This window comes from Mesorhizobium sp. 113-3-3 (assembly GCF_016756495.1).
GTDB lineage: Bacteria > Pseudomonadota > Alphaproteobacteria > Rhizobiales > Rhizobiaceae > Mesorhizobium.
In genome coordinates this window covers 1,035,138-1,057,687 of record NZ_AP023243.1, presented here as the reverse complement: position 1 = coordinate 1,057,687, position 22,550 = coordinate 1,035,138, and the positions used below count along the sequence as shown (strand labels likewise).

General features: G+C 64.5%; 29 protein-coding genes and 1 pseudogene. 15 read left to right on the top strand and 15 right to left on the bottom strand.

Features of this window, described 5'->3' with window-relative positions:
• Positions 1-584 precede the first annotated feature (584 nt).
• From ffh to JG746_RS04920, 4 genes and pseudogenes are all read left to right on the top strand, one after another.
• Positions 585-2,186 (top strand): signal recognition particle protein, encoded by a 1,602-nt coding sequence (ffh, locus tag JG746_RS04935; RefSeq protein WP_202357148.1) that lies wholly within the window; start codon positions 585-587, stop codon positions 2,184-2,186.
• 8 nt (positions 2,187-2,194) lie between these two features.
• The gene (locus JG746_RS04930) at positions 2,195-2,521 is read left to right on the top strand and encodes a chorismate mutase (RefSeq protein ID WP_019862096.1); all 327 of its coding nucleotides are present in this window, start codon (positions 2,195-2,197) and stop codon (positions 2,519-2,521) included.
• A gap of 52 nt (positions 2,522-2,573) precedes the next feature.
• Positions 2,574-2,975, top strand: a complete 402-nt coding sequence (gene rpsP / locus JG746_RS04925; protein ID WP_202357147.1) for a 30S ribosomal protein S16 — start codon at positions 2,574-2,576, stop codon at positions 2,973-2,975.
• A 93-nt stretch (positions 2,976-3,068) separates the two neighbouring features.
• Positions 3,069-3,864: pseudogene (locus JG746_RS04920) on the top strand (acyl-CoA thioester hydrolase/BAAT C-terminal domain-containing protein).
• A 67-nt stretch (positions 3,865-3,931) separates the two neighbouring features.
• On the opposite strand, the gene JG746_RS04915 reads toward JG746_RS04920, so the two are convergent.
• The 4 genes from JG746_RS04915 to JG746_RS04900 form a co-directional block, all read right to left on the bottom strand.
• Entirely contained in the window at positions 3,932-4,195 is a 264-nt protein-coding gene (locus JG746_RS04915; protein WP_019862099.1) for a YMGG-like glycine zipper-containing protein, read from the bottom strand.
• Positions 4,196-4,332: 137 nt separating this feature from the next.
• Entirely contained in the window at positions 4,333-4,860 is a 528-nt protein-coding gene (locus JG746_RS04910; RefSeq protein WP_202357146.1) for an SRPBCC family protein, read from the bottom strand.
• Between the two features lie 18 nt (positions 4,861-4,878).
• On the bottom strand, positions 4,879-5,289 hold the full coding sequence (locus JG746_RS04905; protein WP_202357145.1) for a DoxX family protein: 411 nt from the start codon (positions 5,287-5,289) through the stop codon (positions 4,879-4,881).
• Between the two features lie 234 nt (positions 5,290-5,523).
• Positions 5,524-6,429 carry a bestrophin family protein gene (locus JG746_RS04900; protein ID WP_202359261.1) on the bottom strand — a complete coding sequence of 302 codons (906 nt, stop codon included), beginning with the start codon at positions 6,427-6,429 and terminating at the stop codon, positions 5,524-5,526.
• 175 nt (positions 6,430-6,604) lie between these two features.
• Here JG746_RS04900 and JG746_RS04895 point away from each other — a divergent pair, with 175 nt between their 5' ends.
• From JG746_RS04895 to JG746_RS37090, 4 genes are all read left to right on the top strand, one after another.
• Positions 6,605-7,012, top strand: a complete 408-nt coding sequence (locus JG746_RS04895) for an ACT domain-containing protein (RefSeq protein ID WP_202357144.1) — start codon at positions 6,605-6,607, stop codon at positions 7,010-7,012.
• 72 nt (positions 7,013-7,084) lie between these two features.
• Positions 7,085-7,354, top strand: a complete 270-nt coding sequence (locus JG746_RS04890) for a type II toxin-antitoxin system Phd/YefM family antitoxin (protein ID WP_202357143.1) — start codon at positions 7,085-7,087, stop codon at positions 7,352-7,354.
• A 3-nt stretch (positions 7,355-7,357) separates the two neighbouring features.
• Positions 7,358-7,624: a type II toxin-antitoxin system PemK/MazF family toxin gene (locus JG746_RS37095; RefSeq protein WP_244730672.1), complete on the top strand. Its 267-nt coding sequence runs from the start codon at positions 7,358-7,360 to the stop codon at positions 7,622-7,624.
• Positions 7,617-7,787 (top strand): hypothetical protein, encoded by a 171-nt coding sequence (locus tag JG746_RS37090; protein WP_244730671.1) that lies wholly within the window; start codon positions 7,617-7,619, stop codon positions 7,785-7,787. Before JG746_RS37095 ends, JG746_RS37090 begins: the two co-directional genes overlap by 8 nt.
• A 29-nt stretch (positions 7,788-7,816) precedes the next feature.
• Here the strand turns inward: JG746_RS37090 and JG746_RS04880 are convergent, their stop codons facing one another.
• The 3 genes from JG746_RS04880 to JG746_RS04870 all read right to left on the bottom strand — a co-directional run bounded on the left by JG746_RS04880 (position 7,817) and on the right by JG746_RS04870 (position 9,979).
• Positions 7,817-8,269 carry a GNAT family N-acetyltransferase gene (locus tag JG746_RS04880; protein ID WP_202357142.1) on the bottom strand — a complete coding sequence of 151 codons (453 nt, stop codon included), beginning with the start codon at positions 8,267-8,269 and terminating at the stop codon, positions 7,817-7,819.
• A 265-nt stretch (positions 8,270-8,534) separates the two neighbouring features.
• Positions 8,535-9,569, bottom strand: coding sequence for an aspartate-semialdehyde dehydrogenase (locus JG746_RS04875; protein ID WP_056574440.1), 1,035 nt, complete (start codon positions 9,567-9,569; stop codon positions 8,535-8,537).
• A gap of 107 nt (positions 9,570-9,676) precedes the next feature.
• Complete coding sequence (locus tag JG746_RS04870) at positions 9,677-9,979, bottom strand: hypothetical protein (RefSeq protein WP_202357141.1); 303 nt, start codon at positions 9,977-9,979, stop codon at positions 9,677-9,679.
• Between the two features lie 35 nt (positions 9,980-10,014).
• On the opposite strand from JG746_RS04870, the gene JG746_RS04865 reads away from it, so the two are divergent.
• Positions 10,015-11,886 carry a DEAD/DEAH box helicase gene (locus JG746_RS04865; RefSeq protein WP_202357140.1) on the top strand — a complete coding sequence of 624 codons (1,872 nt, stop codon included), beginning with the start codon at positions 10,015-10,017 and terminating at the stop codon, positions 11,884-11,886.
• 3 nt (positions 11,887-11,889) lie between these two features.
• Here JG746_RS04865 and JG746_RS04860 read toward each other — a convergent pair whose 3' ends face one another.
• A complete protein-coding gene (locus tag JG746_RS04860; RefSeq protein WP_202357139.1) occupies positions 11,890-13,314 on the bottom strand; it encodes a glycosyltransferase in 1,425 nt (474 codons plus the stop codon).
• A 140-nt stretch (positions 13,315-13,454) separates the two neighbouring features.
• Here JG746_RS04860 and JG746_RS04855 point away from each other — a divergent pair, with 140 nt between their 5' ends.
• Entirely contained in the window at positions 13,455-14,165 is a 711-nt protein-coding gene (locus tag JG746_RS04855) for a DUF805 domain-containing protein (protein ID WP_202357138.1), read from the top strand.
• A gap of 61 nt (positions 14,166-14,226) precedes the next feature.
• On the opposite strand, the gene JG746_RS04850 is transcribed toward JG746_RS04855, so the two are convergent.
• The 6 genes from JG746_RS04850 to leuD all read right to left on the bottom strand — a co-directional run bounded on the left by JG746_RS04850 (position 14,227) and on the right by leuD (position 18,381).
• A complete protein-coding gene (locus tag JG746_RS04850) occupies positions 14,227-14,715 on the bottom strand; it encodes a GNAT family N-acetyltransferase (protein WP_202357137.1) in 489 nt (162 codons plus the stop codon).
• Positions 14,716-14,718: 3 nt separating this feature from the next.
• On the bottom strand, positions 14,719-15,822 hold the full coding sequence (gene leuB / locus JG746_RS04845) for a 3-isopropylmalate dehydrogenase (RefSeq protein ID WP_202357136.1): 1,104 nt from the start codon (positions 15,820-15,822) through the stop codon (positions 14,719-14,721).
• 87 nt (positions 15,823-15,909) lie between these two features.
• On the bottom strand, positions 15,910-16,260 hold the full coding sequence (locus JG746_RS04840; RefSeq protein ID WP_202357135.1) for a VOC family protein: 351 nt from the start codon (positions 16,258-16,260) through the stop codon (positions 15,910-15,912).
• 4 nt (positions 16,261-16,264) lie between these two features.
• Complete coding sequence (locus tag JG746_RS04835; protein WP_202357134.1) at positions 16,265-16,657, bottom strand: RidA family protein; 393 nt, start codon at positions 16,655-16,657, stop codon at positions 16,265-16,267.
• A gap of 112 nt (positions 16,658-16,769) precedes the next feature.
• The gene (locus JG746_RS04830) at positions 16,770-17,705 is read right to left on the bottom strand and encodes a hypothetical protein (protein ID WP_202357133.1); all 936 of its coding nucleotides are present in this window, start codon (positions 17,703-17,705) and stop codon (positions 16,770-16,772) included.
• 70 nt (positions 17,706-17,775) lie between these two features.
• Positions 17,776-18,381 carry a 3-isopropylmalate dehydratase small subunit gene (leuD, locus tag JG746_RS04825; protein WP_096451815.1) on the bottom strand — a complete coding sequence of 202 codons (606 nt, stop codon included), beginning with the start codon at positions 18,379-18,381 and terminating at the stop codon, positions 17,776-17,778.
• 154 nt (positions 18,382-18,535) lie between these two features.
• On the opposite strand from leuD, the gene JG746_RS04820 reads away from it, so the two are divergent.
• The 5 genes from JG746_RS04820 to JG746_RS04800 all read left to right on the top strand — a co-directional run bounded on the left by JG746_RS04820 (position 18,536) and on the right by JG746_RS04800 (position 21,196).
• On the top strand, positions 18,536-18,961 hold the full coding sequence (locus tag JG746_RS04820) for a GNAT family N-acetyltransferase (protein WP_202357132.1): 426 nt from the start codon (positions 18,536-18,538) through the stop codon (positions 18,959-18,961).
• A gap of 91 nt (positions 18,962-19,052) precedes the next feature.
• On the top strand, positions 19,053-19,364 hold the full coding sequence (locus JG746_RS04815) for an ArsR/SmtB family transcription factor (RefSeq protein WP_202359260.1): 312 nt from the start codon (positions 19,053-19,055) through the stop codon (positions 19,362-19,364).
• Positions 19,364-19,810 (top strand): SRPBCC family protein, encoded by a 447-nt coding sequence (locus JG746_RS04810; protein WP_202357131.1) that lies wholly within the window; start codon positions 19,364-19,366, stop codon positions 19,808-19,810. Before JG746_RS04815 ends, JG746_RS04810 begins: the two co-directional genes overlap by 1 nt.
• A gap of 44 nt (positions 19,811-19,854) precedes the next feature.
• Positions 19,855-20,346, top strand: coding sequence for an SRPBCC family protein (locus JG746_RS04805; RefSeq protein WP_202357130.1), 492 nt, complete (start codon positions 19,855-19,857; stop codon positions 20,344-20,346).
• Between the two features lie 49 nt (positions 20,347-20,395).
• Positions 20,396-21,196, top strand: a complete 801-nt coding sequence (locus JG746_RS04800; protein WP_202357129.1) for a DUF72 domain-containing protein — start codon at positions 20,396-20,398, stop codon at positions 21,194-21,196.
• 160 nt (positions 21,197-21,356) lie between these two features.
• On the opposite strand, the gene JG746_RS04795 is transcribed toward JG746_RS04800, so the two are convergent.
• A complete protein-coding gene (locus JG746_RS04795; RefSeq protein WP_202357128.1) occupies positions 21,357-22,523 on the bottom strand; it encodes an NAD(P)/FAD-dependent oxidoreductase in 1,167 nt (388 codons plus the stop codon).
• Positions 22,524-22,550: the final 27 nt, after the last annotated feature.

The window sequence follows — 22,550 nt, the reverse complement described above, 5'->3', positions numbered from 1 at the left end:
GATCGCTATGCTATGCACACCATCTTCTGTGATTGGCGTGAGTGATCAGCCTCGAGGCTTGATTGCCACGGGTTCCTGTCCACGTTGCTGGGCGTCACCAAGGCGCTCGGGGTGAAGATCACAGCCGAGCCGGCCAGCTGAGGGAATAGCCACAAGGTGGCCGCTCGCTTGTCTGCAAAACCGGCAGGCGGCAAACCACTGAGATAGCTGCGGCAGGCCTTGCCGTGTGGCCTTGTCTTGACTCTGCGGCCGATTTCCTGTCTACACGCCTCGAATTCCGCGACGAGTATCCCTCCGAGCAAGCCGACCAGGACGCCGAAGCCTCTTTGAGGCGGGTGCTGTAAAAAGATCCTGGAGGCCAACACCCGGCAGCGCAATGCGCCCCCGGGTGCTTTTTGGTTTTGGGCTTTGCTTTTGATTGGACAGTTGGCGCGAACGCATTACCTCTCGGGCACCATCCGGGTGCCAGGGAAAAGGAAAACGAATGTTTGAATCGCTGCAGGAGCGTACAAGAGGCGTGGAGGGCCATCGGCCCGACAGGGAGCGCTATGAATCCAAGGCGCTCTCGCACGGCGGGTTGACCAATGTTTGAGTCCCTACAAGAGCGCCTTGGTTCGATCCTGAACGGCCTCACCGGCCGCGGCGCGCTGTCGGAGGCTGATGTCTCGGCCGCGCTGCGTGAGGTGCGCCGTGCGCTGCTCGAAGCCGACGTGGCGCTGGAAGTGGTGCGCTCCTTCACCGACAAGGTGCGCGAGAAGGCCGTCGGCGCCGCGGTGCTGAAGTCGATCAAGCCAGGACAGATGGTCGTCAAGATCGTCCATGACGAGCTGGTCGACATGCTGGGCGCCGAAGGCGTCGCCATCGACCTCAACGCGCCGGCCCCCGTCGTTATCATGATGGTCGGCCTGCAGGGCTCCGGCAAGACGACCACTTCGGCCAAGATCGCCAAGCGGCTGACCGAGCGCCAGAACAAGAAGGTTCTGATGGCCTCGCTCGACACGCGGCGGCCCGCCGCGCAGGAGCAGTTGCGCCAGCTCGGCGAGCAGACCAAGGTCGCGACGCTGCCGATCATTGCCGGCCAGAACCCGGTCGACATCGCCAAGCGCGCCGTGCAGGCGGCCAAGCTCGGCGGCCATGACGTCGTCATCCTCGACACCGCCGGCCGCACCCATATCGACGAGCCGCTGATGGTCGAAATGGCCGACATCAAGAAGGTGTCGAGCCCGCACGAGATTCTGCTGGTCGCGGATTCGCTGACCGGCCAGGACGCCGTCAACCTGGCCAAGAGCTTCGACGAGCGCGTCGGCATCACCGGCCTTGTGCTGACCCGCATGGACGGCGATGGCCGTGGCGGTGCGGCGCTTTCGATGCGCGCCGTCACCGGCAAGCCGATCAAGCTGATCGGCACCGGCGAAAAGATGGACGGGCTGGAGGAATTCCACCCCAAGCGCATCGCCGACCGCATCCTCGGCATGGGCGACATCGTCTCGCTGGTCGAGAAGGCCGCCGAGAACATCGACGCCGAGCAGGCGGCGGCGATGGCCAAGAAGATGCAGTCGGGCAAGTTCGACCTGAACGACCTCGCCCAGCAGCTTCAGCAGATGTCGAAAATGGGCGGCATGGGCGGCATCATGGGCATGATGCCCGGCATGGGCAAGATGAAGGATCAGATGGCCGCTGCCGGCCTCGACGACAAGATGTTCGGCCGCCAGCTCGCCATCATCTCCTCGATGACCAAGGCCGAGCGCGCCAATCCCGATATTCTCAAGCATTCCCGCAAGAAGCGTATAGCCGCCGGCTCCGGCACCGACGCCGCCGAGATCAACAAGCTGCTCAAGATGCATCGCGGCATGGCCGACATGATGAAGGCGATGGGCGGCAAGGGCAAAGGCGGCGGCCTGATGCGCGGCATGATGGGCGGCCTTGCCTCCAAGATGGGCCTCGGCGGCATGATGCCTGGCGGGATGGGGGGGATGGGCGGCATGCCCGATCTCTCCAAGATGGATCCCAAGCAGCTCGAAGCCTTGCAGAAGCAGGCGCAGGCAGCCGGCCTGGGCGGCATGAAGGGTCTGCCAGGCGGACTTCCCGGTGGCGGTGGCCTGCCTGGCCTGCCCGGCGGCATGAAACTTCCGGGGCTTCCCGGCCTGGGTGGCGGCGGACTGCCCGGCCTCGGCAAGAAGAAGTGAGAATATGCATGAATGAAGAAAAGGACATGGCCGACGCCCGCACCATCCTGGCTGGCTACCGCGCCTCGATCGACAACATCGACGCCGCCCTTATCCATATGTTGGCCGAGCGCTTCCGCTGCACCAAGGCAGTGGGCGTGCTCAAGGCCGAACATGGCCTGCCGCCGGCCGACCCGGCGCGCGAGCAGCAGCAGATCGCCCGTCTTCGCCAGCTGGCCAAGGACGCGCATCTCGACCCCGATTTCGCGGAAAAATTCCTCAACTTCGTCGTCCGCGAAGTGATCCGGCACCACGAACAGATTGCCGCTGCCAACGGCGTGACGAAAACCGGCTGAACCAACCAGCCTCAACGCAATCAAACGAAATCAGAGCTTTTAGGAGATAGAAATGGCACTGAAGATCAGACTGGCCCGTGCGGGCTCGAAGAAGCGTCCTTACTACCACGTCGTCGTCGCCGACGCCCGTTCGCCGCGCGACGGCCGGTTCATCGAGTCGCTCGGCTCGTGGAACCCGCTGCTGCCGAAGGACGGCGAGCGCGTCAAGGTCGACGCCGACCGCGTCAAGCATTGGCTGTCGCATGGCGCCCAGCCGACCGACCGCGTGCTGCGCTTCCTCGACGAGGCCGGCCTCGCCAAGCGCGACGCCCGCTCCAACCCGAAGAAGGCCGAGCCGGGCAAGAAGGCGCAGGAACGCGCCGCCCTGCTGAAGAAGGCGCAGGAAGACGCAGCCGCCGCCGTTGCGGCCGCTGCCGCAGCTCCCGCCGAGGCGGAAGCCGCCAGCGCCGAATAATATCGCTTCATCGCATCGACGAAACGGCGGGCCAGTGCCCGCCGTTTTGCTATTGTGCGCCGGTGCCATGACGGCATCAGGCTGACCAAGCAGATGGGCGAACGAGCAGTCACCGAAGAAATCCTGTCCGGCGGCGTTGCCGGAACGCTGCTGCGATGCGCTGACGCCAAAACGGGCGTGGTGGTGCTGAGCGGATCCAGCGGCCGCGTCGACGTCGCCCGCGCAGGTCTTTTTGCCGGGGAGGGCGTGTCCGCGCTGGCGCTGCGGTGGTTCGGCGGCGAAGGCCAGGTTCCCGGCATCTGCGAAATCCCGCTCGAGACGTTTTTCGCCGCGACCGACCATCTTGTCGGACTGGGATGCCGGCGCATCATCTATGTCGGAACGTCGAAAGGCGCCGAGGCGTCACTGCTTGCGGCCACGCACGACCCGCGCATCGACGCCGCCGCGACGGCATCAACTGGCCGGAGCGATCGTCATGGACGCTGAAGGGGGTCCCGCTCCCGTTTGTTCCGACCGAGCCCAATTGGAATCCACGCTACGTGGACGGCCTTGTGTCCTACAGGGGCTTTTCGAACACTGCCTGGCAAGCTTCAAACAGGAGGCGGACCGCGCCGCCATTCCCGTCGAGACTATCTCGGCAAGGATTGTGCTCGTCGCGGGCGGCGACGATGCGCTGTGGCCATCCCTCGATTTTGCCCGGTCGATTGTCCGACGTCGAGAAGACGCCGGCAAAGCCACGTGCCTCGTTTCGAGCCCCGATGCCGGCCACCGCATTCTTTTGCCAGGTGAAACCACGCCGCGATCGGGATCGCACGCCCATGGCGGCAATGATCATGCCGATGCGCGTCTCGGCCGCGACGCCTGGGAATTGATCCGAGACCTGCTGTAGGGCGTTTTCAGGCGAAGACGGCGGGTCTGACGCCCGCCGTCTTGCTGTTTTTGCTGCTGGTCGCCGCTCAATAACCGCTCGGGCAGCGGTCTACATAGACACGGCCGTGACGGTCGCGGTAGCGGCACTGGCCACTTTCGCTGGCATGGCCGATCAGCGCCCCGGCCACCGCACCGACAGCGCCTCCGACGACAGCGCCTTGCACCGGATCGCCGGCGACAGCGGCGCCAACCGCCGCGCCACCCAATCCGCCGATAGCCGCGCCTTTTTCAGTCTGCGAACACGCGCCCAGCGCCATCGTCAGCACCAGAATGGTCATGATTTTCTTCATTTTTGTTCCTCTCACAGGGGGATCGCCATCGCTCCGCCAAGGGCTAAACTCGCAAACGGCCAATTTGATCCAAGAGAGGATGAAATCGTGGCTCCGCTCGTTCAGGCGACTTCCGGCGAGCGGCTGAGTCAGTCGGCTCAGGCCTCGGTGTTGCGCTTCAGATTGGCGAGGCCGATCTCGAAATCCCGGCCGATCAGCGTGTCGAAATTCATGAACAGGCCCATCAGCTTGGCGATGAAGGGCCGGCTGCCACGCATCGCCCAGGAGACGGCGGTGGTGTCGCCCGATGGCGTCAAGGTGAAGTCGACGCTGTTGCTGGCGCGGAACGGCTTTTCGAAGTCGAGCTTGAGCGCGACCAGCGAGGACGGCACCGAACTGACGATCTCCATGCGCCCCTTGCCGGCCTTGCCATTGCCTTCCCAGGCATAGGCGGCGCCCTTGCCGCTCTGCGCGCCGGAAAGCGTGCGCTTCATGTCGGGGTCGAGCTTTTCGTAAGGCGACCATGTCGGCCAGCGGCTGAAATCGTTGATCAGCGGGAAGATCGCTTCCGGCGGCGCCTTGATGGTGGCCGTGCGGGTGGTGACGAAATCATTGGGCCGCGTCGCGGCGTAGACGAGGATCGCGGCGATGATGACGAGCAGGATGATGAGGATGGTGCTGAACATTTTTCTCTCCTTTCGCGCCTACAGGGTGAACGGCAACAGCGCACGTATCCTTGGATTGCGCAGATACAGGCCGCCCCACAGGATGATGCCGAGGTAGACGCCGAACAACGTGTGCGAGAACAGCGGATTGCCGATCCGCGCGTTGGTGGCGATCGCCCCGCCCATATAGGCGGTGAGCAGGATGGCGCCGAGCACCGAGGTGCGCGGCAACGCGTAGAGCGCGGTCGCGATCAGGCCGATGACGCCGAGCATGCGCGCGACATTGGCGTCGGCCGGCCAGCCGAGCGGCACCATCGTCTGGGTGACGACATCGAGCGGCGGCAGCTTGATGGCGCCGTCGAAGATCATGAACAGGATGATGAGGCCGCTGAGCGCACGGCCGGTCCACAAGGCGCCGGACGAGATTGGCGCGGTTTCGGAAATGCTCATCGGTGTTCCCTCCTGCTGGTTCGAGCCCCTTTCGCCGGGGTCGAACCAAGGACGCGGCATCGGCCGGCAATCCTACAGGGGTCGCATTCTTTTTGAGCCGTCCCTCGGATGGCAAGCCGGCTGGGCCACGGTCTAGGAGCAATTCCAGGAAAAGTGTGAGCGGTTTTCCGTCCGGAATTGCGTCAAAACAAAAAGTTAGAGTGGTTCGCCGTTTCCATGAAACGGTGAAACGCTCTAGGAGAAATAAAACTTCTCCGCCGGCAGCATCTTCGGCGGCGCCTCGCCCAGCGCCTCGAACACCGAGATCTCGCAGACGCGGCACAGGCCGTCGAGCGCGAGGTCGTTGGCTTCGGTGCCGAACGGATCCTCCAGTTCTTCCGAAAGCGCGTCGAGACCGAAGAAGGTGTAGGCGATCAGCGCGGTGAACAGCGGCGTCGCCCAGCCGGTGGTCGAGATCAGCCCGATCGGCAGCAGCAGGCAGACGATATAGGCCGTGCGGTGCACGAGCAGTGTATAGGCGAAGGGCAGGGGCGTGCCGGCGATCCGCTCGCAGCCGGCCTGGATGGCCGTGATCGACGCCAGCCTCTCATCGAGGATGCGGAAGCCGATCGGATCGACTTCACCCGACCGCCGCTGTCCATTGGCACGCCGCCCCATGCGCCTGACCATCTCGTCGGCCGGATTGGCGAAGGCTGCGACCGCCTCCGCTTCGGCGTCGATGAAGGCGCGGGCGTCCTTGATGCTGTCGATCCTGCGCAACTGGCCGCGCAGGAAATGGCAGAAGGCCAGCGCCTCCATCAGCAAGGCGCGCTGTTCGGCTGGGTCCGGAATGAGACTGGTCGTGGCGCGTGCCAGGTTGCGAATTTCGAAGACCAGCGTGCCCCACAGCTTGCGCGCTTCCCACCAGCGGTCATAGGCGGCGTTGTTGCGGAACGACAGATAGATCGACAGTGTCACGCCGACCAGGCCGAAGGGCGTGATGTTGAAGACGCCGAGATCGAGCGCGAACCATCGCGCCAGGACCAGGATGACCGCCGAATAGATGGCGAACCCAAAAATCTGCGGCAGGATGCGCGGCACCACCGAACCGCGCATGATGAAGAACAGCTGCAGGAAGTTGGGGCGCGGGCGAACGATCATGGTCGGACCTTTCATGGACCGGCATCGGCCCTCAGCTCCTCTATTGTGCGATGCGACAGATCCGCAAGCCTGGCCGCCAGCGACATCGCCATGTCGTGCGCGGCGCGGACTATCGGCATGTGCGGGTTGCGGATATCAAGAAGCCCTGTTGCCCATCCCAGTTCAGGCGAGAGAAATGACCGGCGAAACCGATCTGAAGACATTGCTGGCGTCGATGAGGCCGGAATTGCTCGATGACACATATGTCTTCGCCACGCTGGCGCCTGGGGTTCCCCAACCCGATGGCCTCGACCCCGTGATGCTGTTTCGCGAGCGCGAGGGCACGACGCTGATCGTGACGGAGGACGCGGCAAAGGCAGCGGGGCTGGCCGCCTCGTTCCGCTGCCGGATGATCACGCTGAACATCCACTCATCGCTGGAAGCCGTCGGCTTCCTCGCCGCCATCACCACACGGCTGGCTGGCGCCGGCATGGGCGTCAATCCGGTCTCGGCGTTTTATCACGACCATCTGTTCGTGCCCGCGGAGCGGGCGGAGGAGGCGATGGAATTGCTGATGGAGTTGGCCAAGGAGAGTGTTGACTGACCTTTGACAGCGCGCTTCAAATTGCGTAAATTACGTTTAACGCGTAAATCGCGCAATTTAGGATGAAACACCATGCGTGAAGTTCCCACCACAGAATTCACTCGCAACTTCGGCCGCTACCGTGAAATCGTGCAACGCGAGCCTGTCGCTGTCATGAGTCACGGGCGGCCGACCGGTTATTTCGTTTCGGCCGTCGAGTATGAAGATCTGCAGCGCTACAAGAATCTGGCCCAGAAATCATTTGCGACCAAGGATCTCCAACGCGAGGAAATCGAGGCTATCGCCAGTGGCCGCATGTCCTCGGAACACGACCATCTCAATGCCTTGATGGACGCCAAATAAGGCATGCCTCTTCCCGATCCACAGCTCGGCCTTGTGATCTCCTATGCCTATCTGTGGCATCATGAGCATCAAGCCGGACGGGAAGAGGGGCGCAAGGACCGTCCTTGCGTGATCGTGCTCGCCTCCGAACGAGACGCCGACGGTGTGATCGTGACAGTCGTGCCGATCACACATCTGCCGCCGGCGGACCCGTCTCTGGCGATCGAGTTGCCTCCAGCCGTCAAACGCCATCTCGGTCTGGACGGCGAGCGCTCGTGGGGTGATGCTTGACGATGGCATTCGCTTTGCATGGCCGGGCTACGATCTCCGCCCGGTGCCGCATACCGATCGCTACGACTACGGCATGCTACCTCCACGGCTGTTCTCATCGATGGTGGAGCGCTTCAAGATCATTTGGGAAGCCGGGCAAAGCCGTCGGATACCGCGTGACTGAGCAGTTTCGACAGCCAGGCCAGCGCCAGACTAACGCCGCCGGACATACAGAATATCCGGCAGGCCTTCCTCGTTGGTGGTGCCGTCGCCAAACGACTCTGCGCGGAAGCCGTGGCGCTCATAGAAGCGCCGCGCACCGGTGTTGGATTGGAAGCAATGGAGTTTTACGACCGGCAGCGCAGCGATCGCGTCGCTCAACAAGCAGCCGCCGATGCCTTGTCCTGTCCAGGCCGGGTCGAGATAGAGCTGGTCCACCCAATCGCCGCTGACGGCAATGAAGCCGACTATCTCCTTGCCGGTTTCGGCGACCGTCACCTGCTGCCGAGGCAGCACGATGTCGCGGATGAAGGCGAGATCCTCGGCCGGCGTGTGGATGACCGGCATCCAGGCGAACGTGCCAAGTGCTGCCCGCATGAGCTTTGCGATGGCAGCGGCGTCAGAATCGATGGCTGGGCGCAGCGTGACTTTGGCGGGATCGCTCATAGACGTTTCTCAACGCAGGCCGGCGCTGCCCCTCATCCCCCCGCCGGCATGCCGGCCCTTCGCTATCGCTCCGGGCGCTCGTCGTTCGGAAAGCCAAGCAATTGGCTTTCCGTCCGCTTCGCGGACCACTTCTCACCCCCGTGAACGGGGAGAAGTGAGCTAACGGCCGAAGGCCGAGCCCGCGACGGCGGGCTGCCCCGGCGCCCTCGCGGAGGGCCCGCCGCGGCAGCGGCGATACGGCCCGTGAGCGTAAAAATAACAGCCGTCAGGCCGCCTTCTTCTTCGGCTGGATCAGGCCGCGCTCGACCAAGAGCTCGGCGATCTGCACGGCGTTCAGCGCCGCGCCCTTGCGCAGATTGTCGGAGACGACCCACATCGACAGGCCGTTGTCGACGGTCGAATCCTCGCGGATGCGCGAGATGAAGGTGGCGTCCTCGCCGGCCGATTCCAGCGGCGTGATGTAGCCACCGTCCTCGCGCTTGTCCAGGACCTGGCAACCGGGAGCGTCACGCAGGATGTCGCGTGCCTCGTCGGCGGTGATCGGCTTCTCGAACTCGATGTTGACCGCTTCCGAATGGCCGATGAACACCGGCACGCGCACGCAGGTCGCCGTCAGCTTGATCTTGGGATCGAGCATCTTCTTGGTCTCGGCGACCATCTTCCACTCTTCCTTGGTGAAGCCGTCGTCGAGGAAGACGTCGATATGCGGAATGACGTTGAAGGCGATGCGCTTGGTGAACTTCTTGACGTCGACCTGGTCGGCGACGAACACCGCGCGGGTCTGCGTGAACAGCTCGTCCATGCCTTCCTTGCCGGCGCCCGATACCGACTGGTAGGTGGCGACGACGACGCGCTTGATGGTGGCGAAATCGTGCAGCGGCTTCAGCGCCACGACCAGCTGCGCCGTCGAGCAGTTCGGGTTGGCGATGATGTTCTTGCGCGTGAACAGCGAGATCGCGTCCGGGTTCACTTCCGGCACGATCAGCGGCACATCCTGGTCGTAGCGGAAGGCCGACGAATTATCGATGACGACGCAGCCTTGCTTGCCGATCTTCGGCGACCATTCCTTGGAGACATTGCCGCCGGCCGACATGATGCAGATGTCGGTGTCGGAAAAATCGTACTGGTCCAGCGTACGGACCTTCAGCGTGCGGTCGCCGAACGACACTTCCGTGCCCTGGCTGCGCCGCGACGCCAGCGCCACCACTTCGCTTACCGGAAAGCCGCGCTCTTCCAGTATGTTCAGCATTTCCCGGCCCACATTGCCCGTGGCGCCGACGACTGCAACCTTGAAACTCATAAAGATCTCCTGTCCCTCTCCGCTTGGTTTGTTGGAGAAAACCCGCCGGCCAATGCGGGTTCCGTCCCCCGGGCCGGACCCGGGAGAGGGTGGTTAGGCCAAGGGAATCACACCGTTTTGGTGGTGGTTTTTTTGGCCATGGTTTTGCTGGAACGAGGGGACGCGCCGACACGCCCGGCCCAATGGTTCGCATTGAGGCTGGGGGCATCGAATGCAAGAAGAGCCATCAAAAGGCCGCGCATCGAAAAACGATCCCGTTCGAAGCGGGCTTTTACGCGGTTTGCGGCAGGAGTCAATTGGCGGCGCATCGCATGGCCTTCATGGCGCGCCCTGTACAAGAGCAGCGGCAGGAAGTACGAACGGCCAAGATTGTTTGGCTGGCACGGCGCCGGCCCCGGCTCGTGCTCCATGATGAGCGCAGACCCCTGAATTCCGAAAGAGCGAGATGTCCAACTTTGAAGGTATCGTCCCGGCGCTGGCACAGGCGCTGGAAAAACGCGGCTATTCCGAACTGACGCCGGTGCAGAAGGCGGTGCTGGAACTCGGCCAGGCCGATGCATTGGTCTCGGCGCAGACCGGCTCCGGCAAGACCGTGGCCTTCGGGCTTGCCATGGCGCCGACGCTGCTCGACGGCGCGGAGCGTTTCGGCCAAGCGACAGCGCCGCTGGCGCTGGCGGTGGCACCGACACGCGAACTGGCGCTGCAGGTGACGCGCGAACTGGAATGGCTCTACGAGCCGACCGGCGCCACGGTGGCGTCCTGCGTCGGCGGCATGGACATGCGCACCGAGCGGCGCGCGCTGGAACGCGGCGCCCATATCGTCGTCGGCACGCCCGGCCGCCTGCGCGACCACATCACCCGGAACTCGCTCGACATGTCGGCGCTGAAGGCCGTGGTGCTCGACGAGGCCGACGAGATGCTCGATCTCGGTTTTCGCGAAGACCTCGAATTCATCCTCGACGCCGCCCCGGCCGAGCGCCGCACGCTGATGTTCTCGGCCACCGTGCCGCGCTCCATCGCCACGCTCGCCCAGGGCTACCAGCGCGATGCCGTGCGCATTTCCGCCGCCGGCGAGGAAAAGCAGCATCTCGACATCGAATACCGGGCGCTCAACGTCGCCCAGGCCGACCGCGAGAACGCCATCATCAACGTGCTGCGTTTCTATGAGGCGAAGAATGCGCTGGTGTTCTGCAACACGCGCGCCGCCGTCAATCATCTGACCGCGCGCTTCAACAACCGCAATTTCTCGGTCGTCGCCCTTTCGGGCGAGCTCAGCCAGAACGAGCGCAGCCATGCGCTGCAGGCAATGCGCGACGGCCGCGCCAAGGTCTGCATCGCCACCGATGTCGCGGCGCGCGGCATCGACCTGCCCAACCTCGAACTGGTGATCCACGCCGACCTGCCGACCAATCCCGAAACGTTGCTGCACCGCAGCGGCCGCACCGGCCGCGCCGGGCGCAAGGGCGTCAGCGCGCTGATCGTGCCGGGCAGCGCCCGCCGGCGCACCGAGCGGCTGCTGCAGAACGCCGGCCTCAAGGCGACATGGGCAAGCCCGCCCTCGGCCGACGACGTGATCCGCCGTGACGACGAGCGCATCCTGGCCGATCCGGCTTTCGACGAGCCGGTGAAGGATGACGAACGCGCCTTCATCGACGCGCTTCTCAGCCGACATGGCGCCGAACAGGTGGCGGCCGCCTTCGTGCGCCAGTGCCGCGCCAGCCGCTCGGCGCCCGAGGATCTCATGGACGTCGCGCCGTTCACGCCTTCCCGTGAAAGACCGGCGGACGAAAAGTTCGCGCAGCGCGACGAAGCGCCGAGCCGCCGCGACGATTTCGGCGCCAGCGTCTGGTTCTCGCTGTCGGTCGGACGGAGGCAGAATGCCGAGCCGCGCTGGCTGATCCCGATGCTGTGCCGCACCGGCAGCATCTCGAAGCGCGAGATCGGCGCCATCAAGATGCAGCCGGAGGAGACCTTCGTGCAGATCGCCGAGGACTGGGCCGACCGCTTTCTCGCCGCCATCGGGCCAGACCGCAAATTGCAGGGCAACATCGTCGTGAAGCGGCTCGACGGCACGCCGGACCTGTCGCGCGCCGGCTATCAGCCGCCGAGCCCCGACAAGAAGCCGCATCGCGGCAAGGCGCCATTCGACCCGAACGCGCCGAAGCGGAAGTTCGAGAAGCGGCCGCCGGCTGCGGCCGCCGACCAGCGGCCGGCAGCCGCGCATGAGGCAAAGCCGTGGGCAAAAAAGCCGGGCAAGCCGAAATTCGACAATGCCGGCCCGCCGAAGCACAAGAAGCCGAAGAAGCGGCCTTCGTAACCCTTATAGACGCCGGGCAGCGCTGTCCCGCAGTCCGGCCTTGATGACCGCCCAGCTTGTGGCCGCCGGCGTCGGCCGATGGTTTTGGGCGATGCGCTCCGCCAATGAGGAGCGCCAGGCGTGATCCTCCGCCATCCTGCGGATCGCCGCGTACCAGCCGGCCTGGTCTTCGGAATCGATTGCCGGCATCAGCCCGCCGCTCGCCTCGATCAGCGACGGCGCCGTCGACACGATGACCGGAACGCCGAAATCGAGGCATTCCGAGGCGCCGTAGCCCCAGCCCTCTATATGCGAGGGAAAGACGCCGAAGGTGGCGCTGCGATAATATTGGATGAGCTGCTCGTCGCTGACCAGCCCGGTGAAAGTGACCGACTGGAGCAGCTCGGGATGCGCCTTGAGATAGGCGCGCAGCGGCTCGATCATCCAGCCCCAGCGCCCGGCGCAGACCAGCCTTGGCAGCTTGACGCCCTCTTCCCGCGCCTGCTGCCAGATCCGCGCCAGCAATATGTGGTTCTTGCGCACTTCGATGGTCGAGCAGTAGAGCACGAACGGCTCGCCGGCCTCGATGCGCGCGGTAGCGCCCATGCGCGATGCCGTCTCATGCAGGATCGACGGCATCGGAAAGCGGTACACCACCGGCGCGCCGATGCCGGCCTTGCGCATATATTCGCTCAGCGTCGCGCCGACCTCGTCGGAGGCGCAGAATGCCGGCGCACCGGCGCGCACAAGCTGCTCGAGATCGGAGCCGAAACGGCGCTCGCCGGCGCTCGAGCCGAGCAGGTCAGGGCGCAATGCCGGGATGATATCGTGGCACAGGAAGGCAAGCTTGCCGGCGCTGCCCGAAACGGCGGACCGGTCTTCCTGGGTCAGGATGTGATGGCTGATCAGCACAAGGCCTGGCTCCGTCTCGACCGGCCGGGCTGGGGCATCTTCTCGCAAGCCAACGCGGATCCGCGCCCGCTGGTAAAGGCGATAGGCGCGGATCAACAGCCGCGTCGCCTGCCAGGCGATCCCCTTGCCGCCATTGGTCACCGTCCTGGCCAGATGGCGGTCCGCGTCACGCTTGTCCCAGGGCTGTTGCCGCACCGCCTCGAAAGCCCGCGACAGCGCCGCGCGTCTCCCCGGCCACCGCTTGGCACGATGCGGTGAAATCCCGCCCGCCGCGACATGGTCCTGTTCGAAAGGCGCAAGCGGCCGGAACCGGCCTTCCCCGGGCCTGAACGCCACCACCTCCACGTCGGGGTCGGGATCCGCCAAGGCCGCGTTGACGAGAAAGCTCTCCACCCGCGGAATACCCGCCAGGCCCTTGCCGGGCGGCCAGAACATCAGCCCTGTGGCATCGACGGCCACTGCAGGGGCCAGCCTCGGCGGCCATGCGACCTGCCCATCCGCGGTCGCGGCGCTTGCATCGGATTGCTCGACTGTCATGGTCTGCTTTGGCGAAGACGGCTGCACGTGAAGCGTTATGCTCGATTTGCCGCTAAGATGGTAGCCATGTCGCACGGCCTTGCCGGCGGGCTCGGCCCTGTGTCACCTTGGCAGGGACGCGGCGACAAGGGGGGTTGGCGATGCGTGGCGAAGTGCTTCACTATGACGAGGACCAGGGTTTCGGCTTCATCACCGGGGCCGACGGCAACCGCTACACATTCACCCGCGAGAACCTTCGCCGGCAAACCGCGATGACAAAGGGCACGGCGGTCGAGTTCCAGCCGGGCGGCGGCCAGGCGCGTGATGTTTTCGCGATCGCCGCACAGGCGGCAGGCCCGGCTGCCGACGCCGGCACCAGCGCCGCACCGGCGCAAGCCGCCCCCGCACCGGCGGCCGTCGCACCGCAGGCGCAGCATTTCGGCCGGGCCGCCGAGCCGACCGAGCCCACCGATCTCTGGTCCTATTTCTGGCGTGGGGTGACCCAGAACTATTTCAATTTCGCCGGCCGCGCCCGGCGCAAGGAATATTGGGGCTATTGTCTGTTCTGGACGATCGCGTTGCTGGTCGTCATGGGCATCGGCGTTTTCGCCGATGTCGAGACAGGCAATTTCGACAGCGCCGAGCTGCCGGCGATGACGGTCGGGCTTTTCGGCATGTTCCTGCTGGCCACCTTCCTGCCCAGCCTCGGCATGATCGTGCGCCGCCTGCACGACCTCGGCCTGACCGGCTGGCTCTGCCTGCTGATCCTGATCCCGACCTTCGGCAGCCTGATCATCCTGGTCTTCGCGCTCATCCCGACTCAGGGCCGCGAAAACCAGTGGGGGCCGGTGCCGGCGGGAGTCCGAATTTAAGGATACCCGCTAAAGACCCTAAGAAAACAATGAGTTGTCTACTGGCTGGCTATCCATGCCGTCAGGCGTCGGGTTTCAACACCTTCAGCGCATCGCCCGAAAGCCTGAGAAAAATCTTCTGGGCATGGCGTTCGGCGCCGAGCCGCGCGTAGAAGCGCAGCGCACCCTCGTTCCAGTCCTCGGTGGTCAGATCGATGCGGCCGATGCCGTGGCTGCGGCAATGATCGGCGAGAAAATCGATCAGCGCCCGGCCGACGCCGGCGCCGCGGACCTTGTCACGCACGAACAGATCCTTGAGGAACAGCAGCCGCTCGAGGTCGATGCCCGGATGCGCGATCGCCACCGACGCCAATCCGCTGACCTCTTCCTCAACGAAGGCGAGCGCGAAATGTGGATAGGCCGGGCTTTCCTCGCCAAGCCATTTCCGAGCGGCGGACAAGGCCCGATCATGGTCGAGCGGTGGCTGCCGGTAATGTGCCGCCATGGCGCACAGCATGACCGCGAGTGCGGGAGCATCCGCGTCCGTTGCCCAGCGGACGTCGACCGGCATGGATCAGGCCAGGAACCTGGCGATGATCGCGTCGCCCATCTCGACCGTGCCGACCTCGGTCATCCCAGGCGAGAAGATGTCCTTGGTGCGCAGGCCCTGGTCGAGCACGGCGGCGATCGCGCCTTCGAGCCTGTCGGCTTCATCGACCATGCCGAAGGAATAGCGCAGGCACATGGCGAAGGAGGCGATCATGGCGATCGGGTTGGCGATGCCCTTGCCGGCAATATCGGGCGCCGAGCCGTGCACCGGCTCGTAGAGCGCCTTGCGCTTCTTGGTCTTGACATCGGGCGCGCCGAGCGAGGCCGACGGCAGCATGCCGATCGAGCCGGTCAGCATGGCGGCGATGTCGGACAGCATGTCGCCGAACAGATTGTCGGTGACGATGACGTCGAACTGCTTGGGCCAGCGCACCAGTTGCATGCCGCCGGCATCGGCCAGCATATGGTCGAGCTTGACGTCGGAATAGCGCGCCTTGTGGGTCTGGGTGACGACCTCGTTCCACAGGACGCCCGACTTCATGACGTTGCGCTTTTCCATGGAGGTGACGTGGTTCTTGCGGGTCCGCGCCAGCTCGAAGGCGACGCCCGAAATGCGTTCGATCTCGAACGTGTCGTAGACCTGCGTGTCGATGCCGCGCTTCTGGCCGTTGCCGAGATCGATGATCTGCTTGGGCTCGCCGAAATAGACGCCGCCGGTCAATTCGCGCACGATCAGGATGTCGAGGCCTTCGACCACCTCCTGTTTCAATGAGGACGATGCCGCCAGCGCCGGGTAGCAGATGGCCGGGCGCAGATTGGCGAACAGCTCCATGTCCTTGCGCAGCCGCAGCAGGCCGGCCTCGGGGCGCACCTCGTAAGGCACGGCATCCCATCTCGGCCCGCCGACCGCGCCGAACAGCACCGCGTCCGCCGCCATCGCCTTTGCCATGTCGGCATCGGAGATCGCCGCGCCATGCGCGTCGTAGGCGCAACCGCCAACCAGGCCCTCGTCGGTGACGAAACCGCTGGAGAGCTTCTCGTTCATGGCCGATATCAGCTTCTTGACCTCGGCCATGGCCTCGGGGCCGATGCCGTCGCCGGGGAGCAGGAAAAGATGCTTCGTTGCCATGGAAAAACCGTCCCAGAAAAGAATTTGAACCGGCGCTTTGCTAAACGCCAAGCGCTTGCAGCGCAAGCCTGCGGTTCAGGACCACGATCACCGATGTGAGAGAATGTTGACCAGCCGGCCCAGGGGATCGCGCACATAGAAGCGCCGCACGCCCCAGGGTTCGTCGGCCGGTCCGTATTCTATGGCGAAGCCGGCGGCCTTCATGCCTTCCAGCGCCGCCTCGACATCGTCGACCTCGATCGACAGATCCGGCACCGGCGTGCCGGAGCCGCCTTGCGCCATGAAGGAGACCTGCACCTGCATCTGTTCGTCGGAACCGTAGGTGGCGATCCACCCCTGATCCATCAGCACGTCGAGGCCAAGCACGTCCTGGTAGAAGCGTTTCGCCGCCGCCGCATCCTGCGTCTCGATATTGGCCACGATGCGCCGGACCTTCATGCTCTCAACGCCCCGGAGCCGAGCGCCGCAGCGCCGTGACTTCGATCTCGATCTTCATTTCCGGCTTGTTGAGCTGGCAGACGATCATCGTCGCCGCCGGCCTGATGTCGCCGAATGTCTCGCCGAGGATCGGGAAGACCACGTCCACGAAGGCCTGGTCGGTGATGTAGTAATGCGCCCGCACCACATCGGCCATCTCGAAGCCGCCGTCGGTCAGCGCCTTGCCGATCGTCGCCAGGCAATTGCGCGTCTGCGCCTCGACCGTCTCCGGCATCGTCATCGTCGCGTAGTCATAGCCGGTTGTCCCGGAGACGAAACACCAGTCGCCCTGCACCACCGCGCGCGAATAGCCGGCAGTCTTTTCGAAGGGCGAGCCGGTGGAGATCAGTTTGCGCATGGCAGGCCTCGTTGGGTTGTCGGCCTGCGTTTAGCAGGCGAGGCGGCGCCGGTCGTGGGCCAAGCCGAGCGGACCATTGTCACGGAAGCGAAGCGCGCGGGCGCGGAGAACCCTAATTCCCCGACCCCTGCGCGGCGTCGAGCGCCTTTTTGATATCGTCCGGCCAGTCCTTCAGCGGCGGCCAGGCCGCTGGCTGGCCATCGTCGCCGCGCCGCGAAAAATAGACCGTGTGCTTGGCCGGGTCGACCGCCATGAAGCCGTCATTGCCGCCGCAGTCATGCGGCACGCAGCCGGTGGCGTAGAAGGCGCCGGACGCCGTCTTCTCCGTGCCGCCGCCGACCAGCAGGCTGGTCGCCATGTCGGGCATGGTGTCGCCGAGCAGCGCCTTGGCCGCCTTGTAGACAGCCTCGTTGTGGAAGGCGTCGATGATGTTGTCGTATTTCGACGGATCGATGTCCTTCCAGTCGGTGCCGGGCTCCGGCGTATAGGCGAGGTTGCCTGAAGTCGTCAGGCCTTCGGTCGGCGACCATTGCAGCGCCGCCTTTATCTCGCCAGGCAGCAGATAGGGCACGAAATAAATGGCGCTGTCGGAGATCGCCGCCGGCGGCGCGCCGCATTCGTCCTGCTCGACCGTCGTGGTCTTGATCTCGCCGTCCTTCGGCTTCCAGACGATGACCTTGGCCGGGCCGCATTGATTGCCGCCGTCGCCGACATCGACCAGCGCGACATTGACGTCGCCGATCTTGACCACCTTGTCGAAGAACACATCGTAGTTGCTGGCCAGCTGCTTGCCGTCATAGGCAAGCACCTTCTCGCCATCCTGCTCCGGCTGGGTGATGGTCAATTGGCCGCCCTCGAACGCTATCGGCGCCTGCTTGTCATCGTCGGCGGGCGCCGCGTCGCTGGTGCTCGACTCTCCCTGTTCGGTCGCTGGCTGGTCGGCCGGCTTCTGGGCTGCTGCGGGTGTCTGTGTCTGCGCAAAGGCACTGGCTATGGGCACCAGCAACAAGGCCAGCCCGCAAACGCCGGCAAGAAGCGAACGTGCCATGACTGTCCCTCCCTTCAGTCGCCGCCAAACCCGGCCTGAAAGGGCCGGGCCTATATTCGGATGGTGCCGTTCAGGCCCAGGGGCGCTGTTCGGCGTTGCGCTTCTCGAACGAGGCGATGGCGCCGGCCTTTTCCATGGTCAGGCCGATATCGTCGAGGCCGTTGAGCATGCAGTGCCGCTTGAAATCGTCGAGGTCGAACTTGACCACGCCGCCATCGGGGCCACGGATTTCCTTGGCTTCGAGGTCGATCGACAAAGTGGCGTTGGAGCCGCGCGAGGCGTCATCCATCAGCTTCTCGAGGTCCTCGGGGCTGACGGTGATCGGCAGCACGCCGTTCTTGAAGCAGTTGTTGTAGAAAATGTCGGCGAACGAGGTCGAGATGACGCAGCGTATGCCGAAATCGAGCAGCGCCCACGGCGCGTGCTCGCGGCTCGAGCCGCAGCCGAAATTGTCGCCGGCGACCAGGATCTGCGCCTTGCGGTAGGCCGGCTTGTTGAGCACGAAATCCGGGTTTTCCGAACCGTCGTCATTGTAGCGCATTTCGGCGAACAGGCCGGTGCCGAGGCCGGTGCGCTTGATCGTCTTGAGATAATCCTTCGGGATGATCATGTCGGTGTCGACATTGACGATCGGCATCGGAGCGGCGACGCCGGTGAGCTTGGTGAATTTTTCCATGGCTTTGGCCCGTGTTTTCGTTGCGGGGGATTTGCTGAAGCTCCGTTTACACAAAGCCGAGGGCAAATAAAAGGCAACTGTTCGTGCGCATTGGCACAACAGCCACCCCACAAAGCGGCTTCGAATTCGCTGGCCGATGGTGCAGTCTGCCGGCATGGCTGAAAATTCCCATGTCCTCTACGCAAGCGAACCCGCGCTCGATGTCGCAGAATTCCGCAAGGTGCTGTTGGAATCCGGCCTCGGCGAGACACGGCCCGTCGATGATCCCGCCAGGCTGCAGGCCATGCTGTCCGGTGCCAATCTGGTGCTGACCGCGCGCCTCGACATCGAAGGCAAGCCGCTGGTCGGCGTGGCCCGTGCGGTCACCGACTTTGCCTGGGTCTGCTACGTCTCCGAGCTCGCCGTGTCCCGATCGGCGCAAGGGCTCGGCATCGGCAAGGGCCTGATGGACGAGGCCCGGCGGCAGCTCGGACCCTCGGTCGCCATCAGCCTGATCTCCATGCCGGACGCCGTCGGCTTTTACGAACGCATCGGCATGAAACGCATGGCCGACGCCTTCTGGTTCTCCCGCAAGGGCTGATTCTTTCTCCTGTGACGGCATCCGTTTGCCGATGGCGTGCGATCTTGCCGCTTGACATGCAACCAAATGGTTGCATATTAAAGCCATGAGCATGGATGCAGTCTTTCGCGCCTTGGCGGACCCGACACGCCGGCAATTGCTGGACAGTCTCCATGCCCGGAACGGGCAGACGCTGAACGCGCTGTGCGCGGAGATGGACATGACGCGCCAGGCGGTGACCAAGCACCTGGCGATCCTGGAGGAAGCCAACCTCGTCACCACGCTCCGCAAGGGGCGCGAAAAGGAGCACTACCTCAACCCGGTTCCGATCAACGAGATCGCCGAGCGCTGGATCGGCAAGTTCGAGCGCCATCGGCTGAATGCCTTGAGTGATCTGAAGAAACGCCTCGAAAGGGAAGACTGATGAGCAACAGCTTCGTCTACGTGACCTACATCCGCACCACGCCCGAAAAGCTCTGGGAGGCGCTGACCGACCCGGAGTTCAACCGGCAGTTCTTCCTCTGCTCCTACCAGGAGAGCGAGTGGAAGGTCGGCTCCAGCTGGAAACTGGTCTTCCCCGACGGCCGCGTCGCCGACTCGGGCGAGATCCTCGAGATCGACCCGCCGCGACGCCTGGTCATCAAATGGCGCAATGAATGGATGCCGGAGATCAGGGAAGACGGCTACACGCGCTGCACCTTCGCCATGGAACAGGACGGCGAGCTGATGAAGCTTGCCGTCACCCACGAGGCCGACGGTCCGCACCGGCTGATCCCCAATGTCAGCAAGGGCTGGCCGCTGGTGCTGGCCAGCCTCAAGAGCCTGCTTGAGACCGGCAAGGGTTTCGAGCGCCCGCCATCAAAAGGGTAAAAGGCTCGTTTCGATATCGAAACAAACTCTGTCCGGAGGCGTCCATGATGCACTTTCCCAGGGTGCAAAGCATGACCAACGGCGACACGATCATGGCATCCGCCGAGATCGAAGCGCCCGCTGAGCGCATTTTTCGCGCACTGGTCACGAGCGAGATAGAGCAATGGTGGGGGTCGGCCGACACCTACCGCATGGCCGACTGGTCCGCCGACTTTCGTGTCGGCGGCCGTTGGACCGTCACTGTCCGCACAGCTGACGGCAACGACCTGCCGGCCGGCGGCGAATTCCTCGAGATCGAGGCACCGCGCCGGATCGTGCAGACGCGGGCCTATGGCTGGGATCACGCGACGCTTGGCCGGCGGCAAACCACACTTGCCTGGCTGCTGCAGCCGATCACCGGGGGTACGCGTCTCACCATCTGCCATGGCGGTTTTGCTGGGCTCAGCGATGCGGCGGCTGAACATGCCGAGGGTTGGGGCCGGGTGCTGGCCTGGCTGCAGGCCTATGTCGAGGCTGGGAAGCGGGTGGCGGCTTAGGCGGCGGGTGCCGCCTTGACCCGCACCTCATCTGGTCCACATCCCATGCATGGAAAAACAGGGATGTTTCATAGGCACGGCCGGTTGGGGAATTCCAACCCGATACCAGCAAGATTTCCCGCAGCCCGGCTCACATCTCGAACGCTATGCCCAGCGCTTCCCGATCGTCGAGATCGACACGTCTTTCTACAAGCCGCATCGCCGTGAGACCTATGAACGCTGGGCAAGCTCCGTGCCGGAGCCCTTCCGCTTTGCCGTCAAGACGCCCAAGGCAATAACCCATGAGCATCGTCTCGCGGATTGCGATGCGCTGGCCGAAATATTTCTGCAGCAGGTCGATGGTCTTGGCGAAAAACTGAGCGTGCTTCTGGTGCAGCTGCCGCCGAGCTTGGCCTTCGAGCCGGACGTCGCCGGCGGTTTCTTCGACATGCTGAGCAAGCGGACAAAGGCCAGGCTCGTATGCGAACCGCGCCATCCGAGTTGGTTCCGAGCGGAGGCGGAGGCGCTTCTGGCAGATCGGCAGATCACACGCGTTGCCGCCGACCCGGCTCCGGTGCCTGCGGCAGCCGTGCCGGGCGGCTGGGCCGGCCTCGCCTATTTTCGCTGGCATGGCATGCCGCGTGTCTATTACTCGGACTACGACGCCGAAGCGCTCGACCGCATCAGCCGGCACGTGCAAGCTGCGGCCGCGTCAGGGGCGGAAGTCTGGGGGATTTTCGACAACACGGCTGCCGGGCATGCGCTTGGCAATGCGCTCAAGGTCGATGCGGTGATACCCCGAAGCGACGCGGCGCGGACCCTAGAATCCATGCGGCGGCGGCGATGTGTCGCGACGGATCAGAACTGTTAGGACAACGCACGGGCGTTTCATTCTGCAGCGCTGACGCCCTTCGGCAGCGGTAACGGCATGGATTCCAGGGTCTCCGCGACGGACCTTCGCTCCTGCTCCGCCCTGGAATGACGAAGAAACTGATAGCGCTTTGCGAATTCTGAGGGCCGTCCCAAACCGCTCAAATCACGTTCAATTCCCGGAACGCCCGTCCCTCGGCCACGCGTTCGTACCCAAACGCCGAGCAATCGATCGTCCGGTACCCGCCATGCACCAGAAGCTCCGCCAGCGCCTTGCCGACCGCCGGCGCCTGCTGCAGGCCGTGGCCCGAAAAGCCGTTGGCGAACAGGAAATTGCCGACCTCTGGATGCGGGCCGATCACCGCGTTCTGGTCCAGCGTGTTGTAGTCATAATGCCCGGCCCAGGCACGGGTCGGCTTGATGGCTTCGAAGGCGGGGATCCGGGTCGCCAGCACCGGCCAGATCACCTCTTCGAACAGCGGCCAGTCGACGTCGAAATCGGCGGGATCGGCCGGACCGTCGCCCTCTTCCGGCTCGGCGCCGCCGGTGAGGTAGACCGAGCCTTCCGGGCGCACATAAATGCCGGAGGGGTCGACCAGCAGCGGCATGTCGGCATATTTCTCGCGCGCCTCGAAGACGAAGACGTTGCGCTTGCGCGGCTCGACCGGCAGCGCCAGCCCGGCAAGGGCGGCGACCTTGCCGGCATTCGGTCCGGCGGCGTTGACGACGATGCCGGCTTCCAGCGTCTGGCCATTGTCGAGGGAGACGCCGGTGACGCGATTGCCGTCCCGCGCGATGCCGGTGACGGAGGCGGCGATGAAATCGATCTTCTTGTCGCGCAGCGCCTTGCGGAAAAGCGTCAGCATCGCATGCGCGTCGAACCAGCCCTCGCCGCTCCGGCCATAGGCGCCGGCGGAAATGCCCTCGGTCGACAGCCAGGCGAAGCGCCGGGTCAGCTGCTCTGGATCCTCGAGCACGATGTCGGCGCCCTCGGCGACCTGCGCTTCATGGTTGGCCTTGAGAACGGGCAAGCCATTCTCGCCGGCCAGGATGAGATAGCCGCCCTCGCGAAAACCGATATCGGCATCGGTGCCGAACGTCTCCTTCAGCCGCCGGAACAGCTTCAGCGTGAACTGCGACAGGCGGATGTTTTCCGGAATGGAGAATTGCTGGCGGATCGAGGCCATGGACAGCGTCGTTGCCGCATGGGCGAATTGCGGATCGCGCTCGATCAGCGCGATGGAGCCGGAAAAGCCTTCCTCGCGCAGATAGTAGGCAATGGAGGACCCAACGATGGCCCCGCCGATGATGACGATGTCGTAGCGCATTTTTCAGCTCCGGCTTCCAGAGCATGA